Origin of the sequence: Aporhodopirellula rubra (assembly GCF_014192335.1) — a bacterium.
GTDB classification, from domain to species: Bacteria; Planctomycetota; Planctomycetia; order Pirellulales; family Pirellulaceae; genus Rhodopirellula; species Rhodopirellula rubra.
This window is the reverse complement of the sequence record NZ_JACHXU010000007.1, coordinates 164422-185612: the sequence shown is the minus strand read 5'-3', so window position 1 is coordinate 185612 and position 21191 is coordinate 164422. Positions and strand designations below refer to the sequence as shown.

General features: G+C 57.5%; 4 protein-coding genes. 1 reads left to right on the top strand and 3 read right to left on the bottom strand.

What is annotated here, in order from left to right; translation table 11 throughout:
* Positions 1 to 139: 139 nt before the first annotated feature.
* On the top strand, positions 140 to 364 hold the full coding sequence (locus FHS27_RS11785; protein WP_144058639.1) for a hypothetical protein: 225 nt from the start codon (positions 140 to 142) through the stop codon (positions 362 to 364).
* Between the two features lie 157 nt (positions 365 to 521).
* Here FHS27_RS11785 and FHS27_RS11780 read toward each other — a convergent pair whose 3' ends face one another.
* The 3 genes from FHS27_RS11780 to FHS27_RS11770 form a co-directional block, all read right to left on the bottom strand.
* Positions 522 to 1214, bottom strand: a complete 693-nt coding sequence (locus tag FHS27_RS11780) for a transposase (RefSeq protein WP_184305139.1) — start codon at positions 1212 to 1214, stop codon at positions 522 to 524.
* 236 nt (positions 1215 to 1450) lie between these two features.
* On the bottom strand, positions 1451 to 2185 hold the full coding sequence (locus FHS27_RS11775) for a hypothetical protein (protein ID WP_184305138.1): 735 nt from the start codon (positions 2183 to 2185) through the stop codon (positions 1451 to 1453).
* An 11-nt stretch (positions 2186 to 2196) separates the two neighbouring features.
* Positions 2197 to 21084, bottom strand: a complete 18888-nt coding sequence (locus FHS27_RS11770; protein WP_221225038.1) for a putative Ig domain-containing protein — start codon at positions 21082 to 21084, stop codon at positions 2197 to 2199.
* Positions 21085 to 21191: the final 107 nt, after the last annotated feature.

Here is a 21191-nt window from a genome sequence, read left to right as displayed (position 1 = left end):
ATCCAAACCGGTGTTTGCACTTTTGCCGTGTTGCACGCGATTCGGCAAAAGTGCGTCGTTGGATGAGTTATCAGTGTTGAGATTTTTGTCTCAACTGATCTCGTTTTTCTTTTTCCGTGTCTCCTCTGTGAACAAATTGATGAAACCTTTTTCAAGTCTACGATCGCGACTGATTCCGTTATCCACTGTTGTACTTTTCAGTTCGCTGATTTGTGGCTGTGGTGACGGGGGCGGTCCCGTCGCCAGCGAAGATGAAGTGACCGCGTACCTCACCGCTCACCCCGAACTCAAAAAGGATCTCGATTCGGAGTCGGCAATCGTCGCTATGGAAACAACATCGCGAGCAATTGTGGCTGCTCCCTAGCAAAAGCAGCGAAACGCGTGCGTCGTGAGCGGGGCGTTTATTGGTCCCGGCGTCTAATCACCCCTGGCAGGCGGCAGGGGATGGATGGCATGCGTGACACTCAGCCGATCGATCTTTCAGGATTGGCAAGAAAGGTGTCAGGTACCGAATTGGCAGGTTAGGTGGTTTTGTGCGTGCTCGGAAACTTCCGTGGCCGACCTCGTGGCCTCATCGTCATCTCGAGATCGAAACGTCTAGCGACTGACTCGACCCAGGTTTCCTCGCCGAACGGACAGCCGCGTGTTTTCGACCAATGCAATCGCTTGGTATCCTTGTCGCTCAATGCCATGGTAACGCATCGGATCCAGTCCCGATGGCGGGCAATGGGCCACTTCGAGAGCAAAGACTTTTCCTTCGCCGTGCCGTGCTTCCAGCGGTGCAAGCTTCCGAATCGCCATGCATCGGGCGTTTCGCACAACTCGGCGGCGTAGGCATTGCGTTCGACGTATCGGCAAACCGTCAAAAAATGCTCGTCATTCTGCACCGGAAAGGATTTATATCGGCCTTGGTAGAGGTGCCCGTAGCCAACCGTATCGTAGTGAGCGTTATGCCGCTGCGTGTGAGTCAACGTGAGCCACTGGGCGAACCGGGACATCTCGCCGCCGAGACGTGGAGCTGCAACAAGATGCCAGTGATTGGGCATGACGCAATAGCTAAAAAGGTCAATCTTGTGACGTGCGACCGCTTCGCCGAGAACACGTTCAAATGCTTCGTAATCCTGGTCCTTGAAGAACAGTTTGTCTCGCCGATTGGCGCGGTTGAGCATGTGGTAAATGCAACCGGCCTCATCAGCACGCTTCGGTCGACCCATTCTCTTCGCTCCCTGGAGGTCATCACGTCAATCTGCGTTGAAGATAACTGGGTAACGCTGTCTTGCCTATGCTGCCAATTCGGTACCTGACACCCTTGTCTTCCCGTCCCATTTGATCTCGCCCACCTTTTCTTGGTCCTCGCCCGTTCACTTCGTGATCGGTGATTGACACTGAATCCCGAATCCCGAGCCTGACCCCACGCGACGCGTTTCTCCTTTGATTTCTCCTGCGACCATTATGCCGGTGGCGAAGTCCAAAACTCACGCACTCTTGGATTTCCCTCAAAATCAGCGAAGACATGAGCGACGGAAATTTTCTGGTGAAGCGAATCAATCGCTTCAATACAGTGAATCAAGCAGCTCAGCAAAATCTCACTGGGAGTTTCCATTTTGAAATGAAGTGAGAAAAATACCCAGTTCGAACGACCTTCCGTCAACCAAGGCAGTTCACGCACGCAAATTGACGGTAACGCTTCGACTGGTACACAAGTTATGGCGAACGCACCCAATTGTTCCAGCAAAAATTGGGAGGCGCCGAATCGCTGTTTCTTTGCTCTCGGTGCAATCGCAAGAAACATTTCGTCTTTTAATCCATCGACGGATTCCGGTGTCACGAAACAGGTCGGGCGGCGAAACTTTGTGGTGGTATAACCGTACCTTTCTGCAATTTTAGGAACCCTTGGAGGTTCGAGCGAGATAGCAGACTTTCTGAGTAAAGTGGACATCTTGTTGGCAAAATCTGTTGGGCCGACCCTACATTCGAATATTGCATCCCGCCAGAGTTGATTGATGACGAATAAATCTAAGTCTTCGTCTTCAGATTCAGCAGTCACATCGCGGTAGAAGATGCCGCCAGAATGAATACCATGTTGGAATTCAATTTCTTGATTCTCTAATGCTTCTTCATTCCAAAGCGCTGTTGGTACATAACCCGGAAGTATGTAGGTCTTTTTATGGCTGAATTTGATCATGCTATTTTGATTTAAAACGAGAACCCTCCGACGGAGAAAGTGAAGGAGAATGACATCCCCGAAAAATGGACTGGCGTCCCTGTCGGTGATGTGGGTGAGGAGCCAGGTAGGTTCGGTAGTCGAACAGGTGATCCGCCTGATGGCCCGGTCGTCGTGAAGATCTCGTCGACGACTTCTTGAATACCTTGAGAACTTCCAGTCCGGGGACCTCCCATTCGAGTGATAATCTTTGTGATAGCTTTCGTCACTATCTTTTCGGTAGCATAGCCCCATACAAGTGACTGAGTCATCAGTGTGTACGGATCATAAACTACCAGACCCGGCGAATGACGGTAGGTTAGTATCATTGTTGGCAACTCAATATTGATTGGCAAGTCGGTATCACCCGATATCCAAATTGGTGCCTTCAGCCAAAGCATCATTGGGCTTGGTGCCCACGTTCCGCGTTTGTAGTTCTGGCCTGGCCAACGAGCGGCAACAGCATCATCGTACCGTTTCAGCTGTTTTAAGCCCTTCGCTATTCCGAACGGGCTTCCCGACTTGATCTCGTAGTAGGTTCGGTGCCCTTTGTCGACGATATCCGGCTTGTTTCGTCTGAACTGATCTGTGTTGCCACCAGGCGGCAAATCCGGGTCGTTGTTGCGACCTAATGGAACGCCAAGCTTAACGTCCTCCAGCCCCCTACCACGATTGAGAAGGTACTGCTGCGCGATCGTGTATTCTGCCAGCCATCCGAACAGAATGTAGTAAGCTGCGCTCAGCCCTATACGTGTAATCCAACGCGTTACCCATGGCTTAACTTTGACCAATCCGCTCGGATCAATGCCTCCTATCGGATCCCCATGCACGTAGGCGTATTTGTGCAGGCTCTGCGGATCTTGGATGTTGCCTACGAATGGATCGAGACGGTTCCACTGGCCGGACGAGGCGTCGTACCAACGGGCTCGGTTGTAGCCTTTGTTGAGGGTGTTGTCCCAGGCTTCACCTGAGTAGGTCAGCGTGGACATGAACTCGGTGATTGGTGACGCGATTCCGTTTCCGGAATGCATCGCGATCATCACGCCGTAGGCGGAGTACGTGGCGATCTGTTCGATTAGGTTGGCTGCCGATTCGGATAGGTCGTAGAGAACTCGCACACTGCCGTGGCCATCGTGGCCGTAAACGAGCGTGGTGGTCTCTCCGTTCTCGGTGACTGTTTGCGCGATCTCGTCGCTGCCGATGGTGTAGTCGGTTGTCTTGATGACGTTGCCGTCTGCGTCTTTGACCATTTCGCGTAGCGTTTGCGCGTAACCCGTGTGGTTGCGGTGAGACGCGAGATACGAGGTGCTCGAAGCGAGATCGAAACTGCTTGTCGCTTCGTTCCATTTTTCGAGGACCTTGCCCACTCGGAATGAGCGCATGTCGTATTCGTAGCTAGAACGTTCGCGTGATTCGAGCGTGCCATCGGTGTTGTACTTGTCGATGACCGCTTCGCTCATTCTCCCTTGGAGGTTGTAGGTGAAGAGTTGCGAGCTGCGAGTGACGAGTGGCGAGGTGAGGGTGTCGCCCGCGATGAGGGCTTCGATCGTGGAATCGTCGAGGAGATCGGCGTAGACCGTTTTGGCGGTTTGTTGGGTATGGTCGTAGCCGTAAATCGTGGTGGCGTCGGCGTCCGTGGCCGTGAGATCGTTAGAGAGTTCGGCGAAGAGGCGGTCGTTGGCGTCGTAGCGATAGTCGACGGACTCATCGACTGTGCCGTCGTTGCCTTTGTCGAGCGTCTTGGATGTCCGGTTGCCGGTGAGGTCGTATTCGAATGACTCGGTTTGGTCGAAGGCGTCGTCCCAGTGGTCGATGACTTCGTCGGTGAGACGGTTCAGGCCATCATAAGTCCAAGAATAGCTGTTAGCTTTTAGCTCGTTAGCGGTTAGCTCACCGTCTTCGTTCTCGTCGATCCAGAACGTTTCGGTGGAACTGGTGCGGCGGCCGTCGGCGCGGACTTCGTAATCGTACGAGGCAGTGACCCTCCCCTCGCTAACGCTCGACCCTCCCGGAGGGAGGGTGAAGTCCGTCATCACGTCGAGGCGGCCGAGTGAGTCGTAACGCATGACGGTTAGGATCGATGGGGTCGGCACGGTGTTGTTGCCCGTGAACGTCTGCATCGATCGCTGGCGACCTTGCAAATCGAAACCGTAGGTGGTTTCGGTTTGTGCCTCGTCGGTACCGTCGCCGGGGGTGGCGTCTTCGGTAACGCTGACGAGGCGACCGAGGATGTCGTAACCGTAGAGGGTGACGCGTTCGGCGGTGGTTGCGTCGGCGGGTAGGTAGCTGTAGGGATCGTTGACAAAATCCACTACGGCCGGATCGGCGTTGATCGCCGTGTGCGTCATTCGCCCGGCGGAGTCGTAACCGTATGACAACACGCCTTCGGGAGAGGTCTCGAAGAGCAGACGGCTTCGGTTGTCGTAGCCCATCACTTCGGTGCGGGATGCGGTGAAGTTGGTGTCGTCTGCGGCACTGTCACCCGCGGCTAGCGCCGTCGGCTCACTTACTGTGTAGCGAGTCCAGCCGGCCCGTCTGCCGTAGGCGTCGAAGGTGTACTCGTCCCGCTCGGAGACAAGGCCCGCGTCGAAGTCGGCTTTGCTGGCGTAGTAGTTCATCGCTGACATTCTACCATAATCGTCGTAGACATTCTCGGTGACGATGCCTTCGAAGGAGGTGTGGTGGGATTGGCGGCCTCGGTCGTCGTAGAAGAATGCTTCGGTGAACGCGTTTTCCATGCCCGCCCTCCCCTCGCTGTCGCTCGATCCTCCCAGAGGGAGGGTGAAGTTTTGACCGAGCGGTAATGTGCGTGTCGCCTGTTGGCCTCGGTCGGTGAAGGTGAAACGGGTTTCTCGACCGAGCGGGTCGATGGACGAGGTTTGGTTGCCGCGTTCGTCGTAACTGTACGAGTAGCGAGGCCTGAGACTTGAGTCTTGAGGGTCGACGTAACCAAGCGAAACGCCTTCGAGTTGATCGTCGCTATCGTAGTGATAGAGTTTGGTGGGGATGGTGGTGGACGTGCCGTCGATGACGAAGGAATCAAGCGTCTCATCCCAAACAGCATTGATGTCGGCAGAAGTTTGCTGCATTTCGGCGATCGGACGGTTTTCGTCGTCGAAGCGGGTTTGCGTGAACGTTTCGCTCACGCCGCCGGTGCGCGTGCTCGTTTGGCTGATCCCACCAACCCGGCTTGTGCCGCCACTGATCGTGCCACCGGTCACGTAGTCCACTCGAACGACGTTTCCGAACGCGTCAAAAGTTGATTGCATGTCGATCGACTGATCGTCCACGATCGCGACCAGAGTGCCATCCGGGTTTTCGACTTGAGCCAGTCCGCCACGAGAGAGGAAGGCTTGGCCCAGACCGTTGTATTCGGTTTCACTGCGGTGACGTATCAACAGCCCGGGATAGGCATCCCCCATGCCGACTTCTTCGGCGGGCAGTGGATGACCCAGGCTCGCGATCTGGCGACCACGATCATCGAACAGAGTGTCACTGATCACGCCGGAGCTTAAATTCAAATCGGCGTAGCGGTCGGTGTCACTGCCGTAGGTCGCATACAGCGATTGGGCCGCCGCGATGTCTTGCGTGGCGACCTCCTCGACGGGAATCCGGCCCGAGATGGTGCGGAAGACGCGGCTGGCTTCGTCGTAGAGCGTTTCGCTGACGGATTCGAGCGTACCGGGGTTGGTGATTTCGAAACCGGGGTGAGGGGCACCGGTGGCTAGCGCCTCGCCGCTCGCGGGGGCGACGATGGCTTGGATGTAGCGTTCGGTGGCGATGCTTCGGTCGCGATCGTCGTAGATGGTTTGGGTGATCTGGGTGATGACGGGGCCCGATGCGGGGTCTTCGCCCAATGGCGTGTCGCCGGGGACCAGGAAGCGATCGGTCGAGGCGGTGACCTTGCCTTCGGTGTCGTAGATCGTGCGGGAGACCATCCAGGATCGGGTACCGTCACTGGCGACGACTTCGCTACGGCTCTCGATCACGCGACTGTTGTCGTCGTAGAGTGTTTGACTGCGGAGGCCGTAGTCGTTTTCGGTTTCGATGACGCGGTCGTTGTCGTCGTAGAAACTGCGCGAGAAACTGACGACAGAACCGGCGGATGTGAGTGCCGATGACAGGCTGGCAGCCTGTCCTACGAGGTCGATGTCCAGGCCGAGCAGTTGGACGCTGGCTAGCATGCGACCGGTGCCCGCGCCGCCGAATGTTTCGTCGGCTTCAATGGTGCCATTTCCGTCGAGATCGAACGTGACGGGGATCTTGCCGTCGTAGATTGAGTACGTGCCAGTGATCTGGTCCGGCGAATTCGTGAAGACGTCTTCGGGGAATGAACCAGTTGAATAGACTGCCCGTCCTTCGGTGTCATAGACGGTACGGCTGATCAGCCAGGTACCGCTGCCGTTTTCGGTGGGTGATTCACTGCGGGTTTCGATGGCGAGCCCGCGAGCGTCGAAGATCGTCTCGGACGTGCGCCCGTTTTCGTCGGTGGTGCGGAAAGCGCGACCGATCGCGTCGAATTCGACGGTGCCGGATTCGTTGCGTACCGTCGTCTCGCCGTCGATGTAGGTGAGCGTGGCGGGATCCAGGGTTTGCTCGGTCACGTAGGTGCGTGAGCCGGTGACGTCTCCGGCGAAGTTGATCTCGTTTTCGGTGCGGAGTTTGGTGCGCGTAATTGGGAAGTCGGCGGCCGTGTAGCCTTGTGTGGAGGGACTCGTCGCCTCGTCCACTACGGGAGGCCGTTGGTCAGTGGGATAATGGTAGAACAAGGTGCCGGTTTGGTCGCCGTTTTCGTTGTAGGAGATACCACGAACGTTGCCGTCTTGATCGATCACTTCGACGAGGTCGCCGAAGGTGTCGTAGGTGAAGCCAGTCGTGGTGGAGCTTCCGACAAACTCGTTGATTTGAGTCAATTGACTGACGTTGCCGAACGTGTCGTAACCGTACTGCGTGGTGTTGCCGTAGGAGTCGGTTTGGGTGACCAGTTCCAGTTGGCCGTTGCCGGTCAAGTCGAACCAGTGGTAATCCGTCGAGGTGCCGTCGGACAAGTTGTAGACGGTGCTGGGAGTCCCCTTGTTGTAGCCCCACGTGTTGTAGGCGGTCAGAACGGTGTTGCCGTCCGCGTCCGTTTCCTGGGTGACCGCGCCGTCGAATTCTTGATGATACAAACGCGTCGTGACGCGATCGTCACCGATGCTGGTGTCGGCCCAAGCCTCGGGGCCGTCTTCGGCGCCGATCACTTGAATCGTTTGATAGGGGTAGTCGTCGTTTTCGGCGTCGCTCAGGTAGGTGTAAATCGTGACTTGCCCGGACGCGGAGGTTTCGCGAATCAATCGATTGAATCGATCGAACGCGGATTGGGTTTGATTCATTTCGGTCGTCTCACTGGAAACGGTCGCTCCGTCGGGACCGATTTCATATTCCAATTGCGACGGGTTACCCTCGGCATCGACGAGCCCACCGAGACGACCATCGCGGCCGTAATTCGCCAGTAGGGCATCAACGCCCAGTGGGTCGATGATTTGCGACAGATAGTTGTCGGCGCCGGGCAACTGCGAAATGACGACTTGCAATGCTTCGTCTTCAATCGGGGTGCCGAGGGCGAGTTCGTTTCGCCGGATCGATTCTTCGATGTCGTAGACGAAACGGGTCGGTTCGAATTCGTTGCCCTCGACCGAATCGTTCAACCGTTCGCTGGCGCGTCGATCATGGAATTCGGTCAGGCGTCCGAGCGAGTCGTAGCGATAGTTCAGCTCGCCGCCACGTGGATCGATAATCTGAGTGATCCGCCCTTGCCAATCACGCACGAAGGAGACATTGCGGGTCGCAGCGGTGATGGTCCCGTCCTCGGCGACCTGTTGGCCGAAGATGCCGTCGGGCTGCAGTTCGAATGCGTTGCCGTACTTATCCTTGACCCGATGGGCGGTCATTTCGACGGTGCCACGATCCCCAACCAAAATGTCATAATCCAACTGGCGTCCACGTGGATCGGATTGCTTGAGCTGATAGACGCCGCCGAAGTACGGATCTTGCGCCGAGTACAGTCGCCCCGAGTCGTCTTGGTAGGGCCCGTCGACGGTCAATCGGCGGAAGGCTACGTCCTGTCCCGGCGGAATCAGCGTGTACTCATTGCCTGGATCGGGGGTGAACGAAGGTCGGTAGGTACGGGACAGCCCAATACCACCCAGCCCGTCACCGGCTTGCACCCAGGCGAACGTGAAACCTTCCTGGTTCCCCTCGGGGGTGGTGACCAGCACGCGGGTGCCGTTGACGAACGAGGCATAGCCGGAGAAGTTCGTCGCGCCGGTCGATCCACGCACCACGGTCATCGTGGGCATGTTGAAGTCAAGATCCCAACCATAGCCGAAATCACCTGAGACGTCCGCTTCGAGCGTGTCATAGGTGCGCGTGACCGTGATCGGGATGCCCGATACCGGGATGCTCAGGTCGGTGAAGGACAGACTGAAGTTACCTAACTTCAATTCGCTGTCAATGTTGACCGGTTCGCTATCGGTTGCTGTGTTGCCTCCCGCGTCGGTCGCCGTCAGTGTGACGAGGTAAGATCCGTTGCGCAGACTCGTGGCATCGATCTGTCCAAGTCGCTCGGCGGTCGTGACTTGACCGTTGCCCGAGGCAATCACGCTGGTCCAATCGCCGCGTTCGCTGTCCAGCGGCGACAGGGTCAATTCCCAGTTCACGTTGACCGTGTCGTCCAGCACGGTGCCAACGAGATCGGCGACGTGTTCGAGGTTACCGTCAATCGGCAACAGATCGACACGGGGGCCCTCGTTGTCGTCGGGGTCAATGACCTGAACGGTCAGTGGGGCCGAAGTGGATTCGTTGCCGGCGGCATCGCGGGCGGTGCCGAGGAAGGTGAGTGTGCCGAGGGTTAACAGGGATCCTTCGACGCGAGCGTAGCCTTGGTCGTTGATGCTCAGCGGCTGGTCCAGTTGGATCGTGTTGCCTTGCGGGTCAGTTGTCGATGCCAGGGTGAGTGTTCGAGAGGTGACCTCGACATCGTCGATGGCAAGCAGTCGCACGTCGACGAAGGTGCCCAGGTCGACTTGACCTGCAGACGCCGAAAGGCTGACCGCCGGACCGGTATCGTCGGCAAGCACACGGACGGTGAATCCTTTTTGATCCGAGATGCCACCGTCGGCTTCAAAGCCGTCGCTGATTTGCACCAGGACCTGGTGCCCGTCGGGCATGACGTCGTCGGCGGTCGTTTGCCAACGGATCCGGCCAAGCGGATCGATCGTAATCCCGAGGTCTTGGGAGGCTTGGTCGATGGTGTAGGTGATCGTGTCGCCGTTGGCGTCGAAGGCCCACACATCGACGGCCAGTTCGTTGCCAGCGATGATCGTTTGGTCGTCGATATCGCGTGCCCATGGGGCCACGTTAGCGGGGTTCACGAACACGCCGTAATTGAACTCCGCCGTTTCACGGTCCGGGTCACCGACCGGGCGATCGGCGACTTGGAGGGTGAAGTTCACCTGGCCAAGGGGTTGATCGGCGGGCACGTTCCAAACCAATTCGCCCGTGGAGGTGTCGATGGTGGCACCGCTGGGACCGTTTGCCAATTCAAAGACCAGGGTATCAGCGACGTCGGGATCTTGGGCGGCCAAAGTAGCCGAGTAGGGTGAACCTTGCCGGGCGATGTAGGTGACGTCGCCGTCGACGAAGAAGGGGGCACGGTTGACCGACCCCGTGCCTCCACCGCCACCGGTCGATTCGTTGACCACCTCGACGGTGAAGGTTTGTGCGGTGCCAAGGCCGAATTGGTCACGAACTTCGATTTGAATGTAGTGCGAGCCGAGAGACGTTGGCGTCCACGACAGAACCCCTGTGTCGGGATCGATCGAGATCGATCCGTTGTTATCCGCGTTGGTGGCCGGTTCGCCAAGCGAGTAGGTCAGCGTGTGGTTGTCCGGATCGGTCGCGATGACGGGATAAGTGTAGGTTTGACCGACGACCACGTTGGTGCCCGGTGAGGACGTGATCGCGGGCGGTCGATTGGCGCCACCGACCGTGATAGTGAAGGACTGCGTGTCGACTCCGCCGCGTGGATCGGCAACGGACAACTGAATATCGTGATCACCGATTTGTGCGGTCGTGGGAATCCACTGGACGAGTCCGGTTTGTGGATTGACGATGATTCCCTCCGGACCGGTGGACACCGTGTAACGCAGTGTGTCGCCATCGGGATCGATCGCCGTCGCCTGGTATTGGTACAAGCCAATCGCAACGGCCGCTGTGTTCGGTTGGCTCGTGAACAGGGGCGCCGAATTGGTGTTTTCGGAGACGACCGTCAAAGCGAACGGTTTGTCGGTCACACCGCCGCGTCCGTCATCGGCGCGAACGGTGAACGTAAAGGATTGATCGTTTTGCGAAGCGGCGGGTGTCCAGTCCAACAACCCCGTCTGTGCGATGGTCATTCCTGCCGGTGCATCAATCAACGAGAGCGTCAACGCATCCCCGTCGGGATCCGACGCCATCACATCGTGAATTAATCGTTGGCCGATTTGGACATTGCCAGACAGTGTGCTGGCGATTTGGGGCGGCTGGTTCGGCGCGGCGGGGGCCACGACACGCAGGTCAAAGGATTGGGTATCGGTGGCACCATCGTCATCCGCCACCGTTAAGGTGACCGGATACAGTCCCGGCGTGCCGGTGAGATTGGCGGCCCAAGTGACCACGCCCGATTCAGCGTTGACTTCCAAGCCTCGGGCGAGCGAATCCGCATCAAGCGAATAGGTCAGCACGTCATCCAGGTTGGGATCAACGGCCAGAGAATCGTAAACGTACGGCGAATCTTGGGCGACGCTGAGGACGGGCGCCGATTCGAATCGAGGTGGTGCGTTTTCGAGTACCGGCAGGGTGATCCGTTGACCGGTTTCGGCGCCCTGGTCGTCCGCGGCGAACAGGTCAAACGTGAAGCTGCCGGCAACGGTTGGTGTCCACGTTAACAGCCCGGTCGACGAGTCGACTTGCAAGTCGCCGATGGCATTGGCCGGAACCGACGAGGTATCGATTCGCCAGGTGATCACATCGCCATTGGGGTCGATCGCGGTGGCTGCGTATTGCCAGCTGGTATCGCGAACGGCACGGGCCGATGGGGTGCTGGTGATTTCCGGAGGATCGTTGGTCGTCACCGGCGGTGTGACGGTGATGGTGAACCCGTCGAGGGTCGCTGGTCCATTGCCGTCCGAAGCGCTCACGACGACGTCGTAGCTACCGATCGCCGGTGGGGTCCAAACGATCTGGCCCGATTGGGCATCGATGGTCATGCCAATCGGAGCGGACGCCAATCCAAAGATGACGTTGTCGCCGTCGGCATCGAAGGCATCCGCGTCGTAGCGATACGCTTCACCCAGACGCACCGTCGTGACGGGGATGCTGGTGAAGACCGGACGACTGTTGACCGCATCGGAGTTGGCAACGCTCCGGATAGTGAACTGCTGGGTGATCGACGCACCCTGCGGGTCGGTGGCGCGGATCGTAAAGCTTTGATCCAAATCGGGAGCCGGCGCGTTCCAATTCAAGGTGCGGCCCACTGGATCGAAGACCACGTTCGCATCGGCACTCGGGGACACCAATTCGTAAACCAAACTGGTGTCGGGGTCGTTGGCGTCGGTCGCGTTGAACGCGTAAGTCCATGCGGTGCCCAACACAGCCGGACCCGTGGGGGTGCTGGTAAAACGAGGAGCCGCGTTGGGGTTGGCGACCGGGACCGAAACGATTTGTTGATCGATGCCGCCCCGCCCATCATCGGCGGTGATCGTGAACGTTGCCGATCCATCGCTAGTCGGTGTCCAAGTCACAAATCCACTGTTGCGATCAACGGCAAAGCCACCCGCACGGGCTGCGTCGTCCAACGAGTAGGTGATGACATCGTTAATGTCATCGTCAACGGCAAGGGCGTCATAGGACCAACTCAACCCGACGACCGCGCCGCCTTGGGGAGTGGTCACGAATCGTGGCCGACTATTGCCGGGATCGTTGGTGGGTTGATCGATGGCCGAAATGGAAATGGATTGGGTGACGACATTGCCAGCACTATCGGTGATCGTGACATCACCGGTGAGCACATCGTTGGCAGAAGCCGGTTGCCACTGAATCTGCGTGCCTGTCCAAACGGATCCGAGCGAAGAGGTCTCGGTAAAGAGGATGGTCAAGTCATCGTTTTCGGGATCCTGTCCATCGGGGGTGTACGTCCATTGTTCGCCAACGATCGCGGGCCCGACGGGCGACGTGATGAAACGAGGTGGCAGATTCAAATCGTTGCTGTCTCGGACCTCAAGCGTAAACGCCTGGGTCGCCAGGCCCCCGTTGCCGTCGGAGACTTCGATCACGAAGGGCTGTGGGGCCAGCGATGCGACGGTGAATTGCAACAGGCCGTCTGCATTCAAGGTTGCCCCGGGTACCGATGGATTGAGAGTGTACGTTAAGTCATCGCCGTCCTGGTCGGTGGCGACGACTTGGTATTCAAACGTTTCGCCAAGGACGGCTGGACCGGTCGGCACGCTGGTGATGATCGGCGCGCGGTTCGGGGCGCCCGTCGCCGTTCCCGGAGTGACGGTAAACGATTGGGTTGACGAAGCGCCCTGTGGATCGGTGACCGCAAAGACAAAGTTCACCGGCGAGGTGTCCGCGGGTGTCCAGGTCACCGTCGCCGTCGTTGCGTCGAACACCAGATCACCGTTGGCGGTGGGTTGCAACATGGCAAACGTAAGTGACTCGGGGGCATCATTGGCATCCGTCGCGGTCAAGGTGTAGGACCACTGACGTCCGACTGTGATGGGGCCTTCGGGGTTGGAGGTGATCTCGGGGGCCACGTTGGACACGTCCACGCTGAGCGTGAAGGTTTGGGGCGTGGCGGCGCCCAAGCTGTCCGACGCTGTGATGGTGATCGGGTAATCACCGGTAGCGTCGGGCGTCCACTGCAATCGACCGGTTGCCGCGTCGATCGTCATGCCTTCCGGTGTCGCAAGACCCGAGTCGGGAGAGGGGAGGGAGTAGGTGACCGCGTCGCCATCGGGGTCGTTTGCCCGTGCAAAGTAGGTCCACTGTTGGCCCACCAAGACAGGACCACGCGGGGTGCTGGTGAATACCGGGGCGGCGTTTCCGTTACCGGTGTCGATTGGTGGAACGGACGCAATGGTGAAGGTTTGTGTGCGTGTGCCGTCGACGTCCGATGCCGAGACCGTCACTGTCAATTCCACGTCATCGGCCGAGGGAGTCCAGGTCAACGTGTCGCCGCTAAAGACGGGAGTTGCCGAGCCCGTGTTGCTGGAGAATGATTCCAAGGCGTAGGTGATCGAATCATCATCGATGTCGGTCGTCGTGACGGTGTATTGCCATGGTTGACCCGTGATCGCCGGGCCCACGGGTGTCGAGGTGATTCGTGGGATCGATCCGGGGGGATCCACGATTGGCAACGTGAATACTTGAACGGTGGATCCATCAAGCACATTGCCTTGGGCATCGACATCGCTGACGGTGATGTGCATCGTGACTGATGAAACACTTCCGGTGGCGTAGGTCAGTAGACCGGTGTCGGAGTCGATGCTCAGTCCATCGATCAGGGTTCCCGAGGCATCGGTGACGGCGTAGCGGAGGGTGTCCCCATCGGCATCGGTCGCGTCCACTTGATAGGTATACGCCGTGCCGCGAACTGCGGGCCCGACCGGCACACTATGAATCACCGGGGGGCTGCCGATTCGGTTGGCGATCGCACGTGCGGTGAAGGTTTGATCGGTCGAGACTCCTGCTTCGTCGGTCGCTCGAATCGTGAACTCGAGCGCGGTTGGCGAATCGGCGGTCCACGTCAAACGTTGTCCCGTGAGCTGAACCCCTGCTGCGCCGGCGACCGGCGCCACCAAGGCGTAAGTGATCTGTGAATCATCCCCATCGGGATCGGTCGCAGCGAAATCGTAATGCCACGGAGTTCCCGTATAGATGGGTCCTGAAGGGGTTGAAGTGAATTCGGGAGGAAGGCTATCGACGACCTGTTGGTAGACCGGCAGCGTCACGATTTGCTGGGCCGTGCCGCCCTGGCCATCGCTGGCCGTCACGGCGATCTCGAATTCACCATCGGCGGTCAGTGGCCAAGTGATTTGATGCCCCTGAACCTGGACTCCACGAGCGAGCGAACTGTCGTCGAGCGACAACGTGACGGTATCGCCATCGGCATCGGAGGTCACCACGTCGTAAACAAACGTGTCGCCGACGAACCAGGTTCCTTCGGGCTGTGACGTGATTTCGGGTGGCGCGTTTTGTTGGACGAAGACCTCGACGGTCTGTTGGGCGGTGCCTCCCAAACCATCGTCGGCTTCGATCGTGAATCGGAAAGACGCCACATGGCTATCCGGCGTGTAGCTCAGTGCGGGCCCGTCAAATTGCATGCCGAGCGGACCGCTGAGCAGGCGGTAGGATACCGCGTCACCATCGGGGTCGGTGGCGGTGGGAGTGTATGTCCAAGCTTCACTAGGCACCGCAGCGATCGAGGGCAGCGATGTGAACACTGGCGGTTGGTTTTCGGCGGCAACGGTCAATTGGAAGATTTGGTAATCGTCGCCACCACGGGAATCTTCGACCGTGACATAGACATTGTGAGTCCCGATCGCTTCGCGGGTGGGATTCCAAACCAATTCTCCGGTGGTCGAATCGATTGCCATTCCCGTCGGCCCAAAGACCAAGCCGTAGCTAACCGGATCGAAATCGGGATCGATTGCATCGACGTCATACCGATACTCCGAACCCGCAGCCACACTGGTCACCGGCGCGGAAGTGATCACGGGGGCGTTGTTGATCAAAACGGAGAAATCGTTGACCGTCACATTGAAATCGACCGAGGCGACTCCGCCGCGTCGATCCAAAACCGAGACGGTGACCGGATGATCAGTGAGTCCGGATTGTTCCAACGAGGGCGTCCAAGTGATCAGCCCGGTGTCGGTATCAATCCCTAATCCTTCGGGCGCGCCCGACAGGTAATATTTCAGCGCATCTCCGTCGATGTCGTCACCGACCGCTTGGATCGCGATCGGTCGGTTCACATCGGCGACGACATCGTCGATGTCCTGAAGCGTGGGGCCGTTGTTGGTCAAATCAGCGCTGTCAGAAACCGTCACCGTGAATGCTTGAGTGTCGACGCCACCACGTCCGTCATCGACGCGGATGGTGAAATCGTAGTCCCCAGGTGCGGGCGGTACCCACGAAACCAAGGCCGATTCGGGATCGATACTGGCTCCTTCGGGGCCATCGACCAGTGCATAGGTGATCGCGTCGCCGTCGGGATCGATGGCGCGAACTGGGTAGAAATAACCGGTGTTCAGCGTGACGGGAATCGAACCTTCCAAGGCACCGTCATTCGCATCGGTGATCAAGATATTGAACGCATCGCCGGTCCCATCAGGAGACGAGATCGTGTTGTCGAAGTAAGCATTGGCACCCGGCAAGACTCCGGTGACGACACCGGTTTGATTGACAAATGGCTTGCCCGCCAGATCAGCGTTGGCATCCAGTTCGACCGGATTGGCAAGGGCACCGGTCAATCCCGAGATGTAGGCGGTCGTGTCGTAGATTCCATCACTGGCGTCGGAAGTAATGAAGGTAACCGTGTTGGTTTCGGAGCCGGGGGTAATTGGGACCACGAATTGCATGACCGCTTGGGTGGCGTGTTCGGCATCGACGCTGGTTCCGGGCGCCGAGGTGGTATGGGCAATGATGACGCCATCCAGCTCGGTTCCCGGTGCGGTCCGGAAGTCGGGGTGATTGATGTTGACTGCTTCATCGTTGGCAAACGCGACATTGCGACCGTTGACCAACAGACCGAAGCCATCGATGTAAGACGAATTGACCCACTCGGGAAATTCTTCACTGCCGAAGACGACCTCAAAACTGATCGCATCGAATTCAGGATCCAACTCAAACGTAACGTCGAATTGGGTGACATCGTAAAAGGTGTAGTTCCCGCTGATAGGCCGCAGGATGTCGGCTTGTTCGGGGGTTGCGACGGTGCCGAAAGATGTGCTTGTCGAACCGGTGCTGTCCGGCCCTTGGCCGTAATCTTCCGCGTTGCCGCTACTGAGCACGATCCCGTACGGGGAAAGTCCGTAGATGTCGGTGTCGTTCAGGAAGATACCGCTGGACAGATGAGTCGGGTTGGCTTCTGGGCCGCGGAACTGGCCGGCCAAGTTGACGTCCGTAACGACAATGCCTTCGTTGCCAGTCGCCAACAAGGCATCAAGCAATTCGATCGCGTCATCGGTATTGCGAACGACCAATTGGTCGGGAACCAACCCAGGAAGCGTGCTAGGTGCCTCGTCGCCCTGAGTTCCCAGAACCACCGGAATGTCGATCGATTGCCCAGGGCCAAGTTCTAGGTGGATGGCATCGGGATTGACATCGCCAACACTTTGACCAGGGAACGCGGCAACTACGTGCTCGAGATCGGGCTCAGTGATGATGACCGGAGGTAAGTTCAGCGGGTCCGGGTGTACATAGATGTCAAACGTTTGAACCGCCTGGCCACCCATTGCGTCTTCGGCGAGCACAGTTGCCGTAACGACTTGGCCACCGAGTGATGAGGGCGGATCCCAACGCAACACTCCTCGCTCATCGGGAAGCATTTCGAGTCCTTCGGGCCCATCGATCAGTGTGTACTGGACCACGTCGCCATCGGGATCGATTGCATCGACGTCATAGACATAAACTTCACCAACATGAGCGTCCGCAACGGGCGTCGAGGTGAACAGGGGCGGACGATTGCCGGAATCTTCCACCGAGATCGTAAAGACTTGTTGGGCTGTCGCGCCGTAAGGATCGGTGGCCTCAATCACGACGCTGTGATTTCCAATGTCCGCCCCCGTGGTCGTCCATTGAATCAAGCCACTGGTTGCGAACAACTGCATACCGGCGGGGCCCGCGGCCAAGCGATAGGTGACCGGATCCGAGTCGGGGTCGACGGCACCCGAATCGTAAACGTAGGTGGCCCCGGGACGGACACTGGTAACCGGTGTCGTTTCAAAAACGGGTGCTTCGTTCAAGAACGCCAGGAACACCAAGTCGTACGTGAAAGGATCACGCGAAGGCACGTCGAACGCCAAGTCGAAACGCTCCGATGAAACTTCGCCAGGCGAGAAAAGATCGAACTGATCGTCGGTGAGGTATTCGGTGACGTCATAGTAAGGCATGCCATTGGGGGTGAAACCGTCGACGTCCAGCGGAAGCACATCCGGTCGGTCGATGTTCCGCACGCCCATCAGAATGGGGCCGCGAATGCCAAAGGTGCCGACGTTCTCTAGCAACAGCTCAGCATGCAATTCGCGGGACTGGTCCACAAACGAGGTGCGAAGATAGCGAGAATCGACGCTGGTGGTCACATCGGTTAGCCGATCGAAATCGATCGTCGCCACACCGCTGGGTTGGGCAGGAGGCGACAAGTTGACGGTCGCGGTCGCTTGATTGCCGGCGGCATCTTGGATCGTATAGGTCAGGTTGTCCCCACTAAAGCCTTCACCTGCCGTGTAAACCAAATACGTACCCATGTTGACCACCGACCCCGCAGTGGGTGCGGAAACCGCAACAATACTGAGCGAGTCGCCATCGATATCCGCGTCATTTTCGATCACAGACAGATCGTGAGTGCCACCTTCGATGACATGGGTGATGTGGTCATCGACCGCGACAGGGGCCAAGTTTTCTTGGAGCGTGATTTCGGCGGTGTCTTGCGAAAATCCATCACTGATCGTGTAGGTCAAGACAGCTTGCCCGAATCCAGGATCGGTTTGGAATAATAGAGTCGTGCCATCATCGGCAATGCTCACCCCTGGATGGCCACTGACGTCGACGATCGTGGGGAAGACTCCGTCGTCATTGGTCAACGGTGTCAGCCGCGTTGATTCGGAAGCGACGATGCCTGTGAACGTGTCGTTTTGTGCATCCAAGTCTGCTTGAGCGACAAAGCCAGTAATTGGGAAGCTCAGGACCGGTTCGTCGAGGTCACTGCTGCGAACGATCACATCGCCCGAAATGTCACCCAAGCTGAATGCTTCGAGTTCGATGACAAAGCCGACGGTCGATTGCGGATGGACCAGCACGTTGGACTGCGATCCGATGATTCGGTAGCCATCGGGAACGTCGATGGATTGCACGCGTAGGAAATAGTCGCTGGAGTTGTGTACATAGAAAGCACGACGGCGGGGCGAGCCAAATACCGTGTTGCCGAAATCAATAGGGTTTCCGGTTGGTGAAAGAGGCTCCGACAGATCCAATCTCGCGTGCAAGTCAGCCTCGCCGACCAGTGGAACCTCGGTGGCATCGAGCTGAATCGTAAATGTGTCGAGCGTTGTTCCTGGCGAGCCGCTGTCGATTGTTAGCGGATTGTATTCGTCGTTGGGGCTGCTACTGACTCCGATGTAGTATCGCCCGTGGTGCACCACGGTGTAGCTGATCTGCGGATTGCCATTGGGACCGCTGCCCTGATCGATGGCCAACTCGGTTCCATCTTCTTGGAACAGCCGCAAGGTGGCATCCAGGTTGCTTCCCGGCGTGGCGACCGTGGCGGTCAGCACTTGGCCGGGCAACAGTTCGGTCCAGAACACGTCCACATCGTTTCCAGCCAAGAACCCGTCACCGATGCGGGCATCGAACGTGGTGGTGGTACCGGGGGCAACAGTCAAGCGTCGAGCGGCTTGGATGGAATCACCCACCGTATCGGCCGTGGGATCTTCGGCGGTGATGTTCAGTTCAAACGTGCCAATCGAGTTGCCGCCGGAACCGCTATTGATTACGTCGAGATCATAATCATCATTGGCACGCCCCGAGATCCCGATGAAATACAGCCCATCCAAGGTGACATTGAAAGAAACCTTGTCGCCGGATGATCCGTCAAAGACGGTCGTTGTCGCGACCGAATCCCCGTTAGGGTCAAAGACACGAATTTCGGCATCGAGCTGGCTGATCGGTGTTTGCACATCCACAATGATTCGTTGACCACGGGTCAGGGTAGCCGAGAACATGTCGACATCGTTTCGACCGTAGACACCATCGCCGATTCGCGCGGCAAACGCTGTTGTTTCACCGGTTACGACATTCAAAGGTTGGGCGGTGTTTCGAGTGTCACCGACGGTGTCTGCGCCGAAGTTGATCGTCGAATCGCTAATCAATTCCAGGTCATTACCATCACCCAAGCCACCAAGAACGTCGGAGTTGTAGAAGGCATAGTAGAGATTGCCGCCTAGGATCAATGGTTCCCCTTGGGGAAGATCGACGAATTCACCTGCGATTTGGTTGGTGAAGGAATCGGCATAATTTTCGATCAGCGTGAGCGAGTCGATTCCATCGAGCGTTGTACCGTCTTCTGCTTCCAAACTGACATTGCCTTGCAGCATCAAGGAGGCAAAGTTGAAGTTGTCATCACTGTCCAACATGATTCGCGAGTAACGATCACCATGACTGGACGCACCGAATCGGAAAATGGTTTCTGAATCAGGATGAGTGACCAAACCGCCGTAGAGGAAAGTCTGATTGCTGGTCAAATCCCCACTGGGACTGGACTGAGGGTTGGCCAATCCGAGATCGAAAACCCCGTAGTTTTCAAAAACGGACTGGACATACAGTTCGCCCTGCACGTTGTTTACGACCAACCCATGGTTCTCGATAATGGGCGGCTGTGGTGCGCGATCTGTACCCGTTAACGGGTCGTATTCGACTTGAGCCCCCGACACAATCCGGCGTGTGGCGATGATATCAAATACGGCTCCAAAAAGATTCACAAACCGGATTGAGTCTGCATCGTCTTCCTCGTCGTATACGTAGTTGTATTGGTCGAACTCATCATCCAATTGGAAGTCACCGCCGGTCCATTCAACATGACCTTGATTGCGGAACTCGCGATCCAAAATCTTGGTCGAGTTGCCGGTAAGCATCCCTGTGGCACTGGTGGCCAAGATTGTGCTGCCGACCCCGTCCATCTTGCCACCCGACCAAAGGAGCGACTGGCCGATCGTCAAATCCGATACACCAGACAGTTCACCACCGGTTAACTCGAGACTGTTCACGTTACCGCTGATTTGTATCGATCCAGATTGAACCCGCACGACATCAATGAAGACGGATTCAGTAACGTCCAAGTCTGCTCCGGTCACGTCTAGCTGAGCTGCGTCCAAGGAACCTTGAAAGAGTATGTTGCCGCTAGACGCCTCAACGATTCCCTGGCCAGTGATGGCTGCGGTTGAAGTAAACGTCAGGTCCGGATCGCTAGATGGTTCATAGCTACTGCTGGCGGGGCTCAACTCCAATTCACTTCCGGTTGCCAGATAGATGTCCCCCGAGACAGTGCCGACTCCGGAAATCTCCAGGTTTCCATCGAGTATTTGGAAGTCGCCGGAACTGTTGATCGGCGTGTTGAATTCACTGACCGTGAAGCTGGAACTGTCAACGCCCGTTTTGATGATGGTGCCTCGGTTGTCCAGCAGACTCAAGGAAACCTCTTGGTCGGTGTCGTAGTCGAATTCACTGGACAGATCATTGAGCCGAGCATCACTGGTCAATTCCAAAGTCCCGTGATTGAGCAGCGTGCCACCGAAGTATTCGTAGCTGTAGTTGCCAGTCGTATCGATCCTGGCCCCCAGGTTCACGGCGTACTCGCTATCCCAAGTGAGCGTGCCATGGTTGGTCAGTGTTGTCGCGATCGTCGAACTGTATTCGTTGTAGTTGCTTCCGGACATCGTGCCGATGACGGTGCCGGCCAGTTCGATCCCCGCGTCGCCCCACAACGTGCCCCCTGTGAAATTGAACGTCTGATCCACCTGCAAAAGGCCGTCGGCATCTAAACTACCACCGGTGACGTCCAGATGATTGACGTCAGTTTCGCTCAACAATTGCAGATCCCCACCGGAAACAGTGATCGATCCAGCGGTAAGCGAGCCGGTCGAAAACGCGCCGCCCGAGGTGACACGCATTTGATCGGCGGTCAAGGTGCCAC

Bases quoted from the DNA above. Each gene is read 5' to 3' on its own strand.
- FHS27_RS11785 (WP_144058639.1), top strand. From the start codon at position 140: ATGAAACCTTTTTCAAGTCTACGATCGCGACTGATTCCGTTATCCACT.
- FHS27_RS11780 (WP_184305139.1), bottom strand. From the start codon at position 1,214: ATGGGTCGACCGAAGCGTGCTGATGAGGCCGGTTGCATTTACCACATG.
- FHS27_RS11775 (WP_184305138.1), bottom strand. From the start codon at position 2,185: ATGATCAAATTCAGCCATAAAAAGACCTACATACTTCCGGGTTATGTA.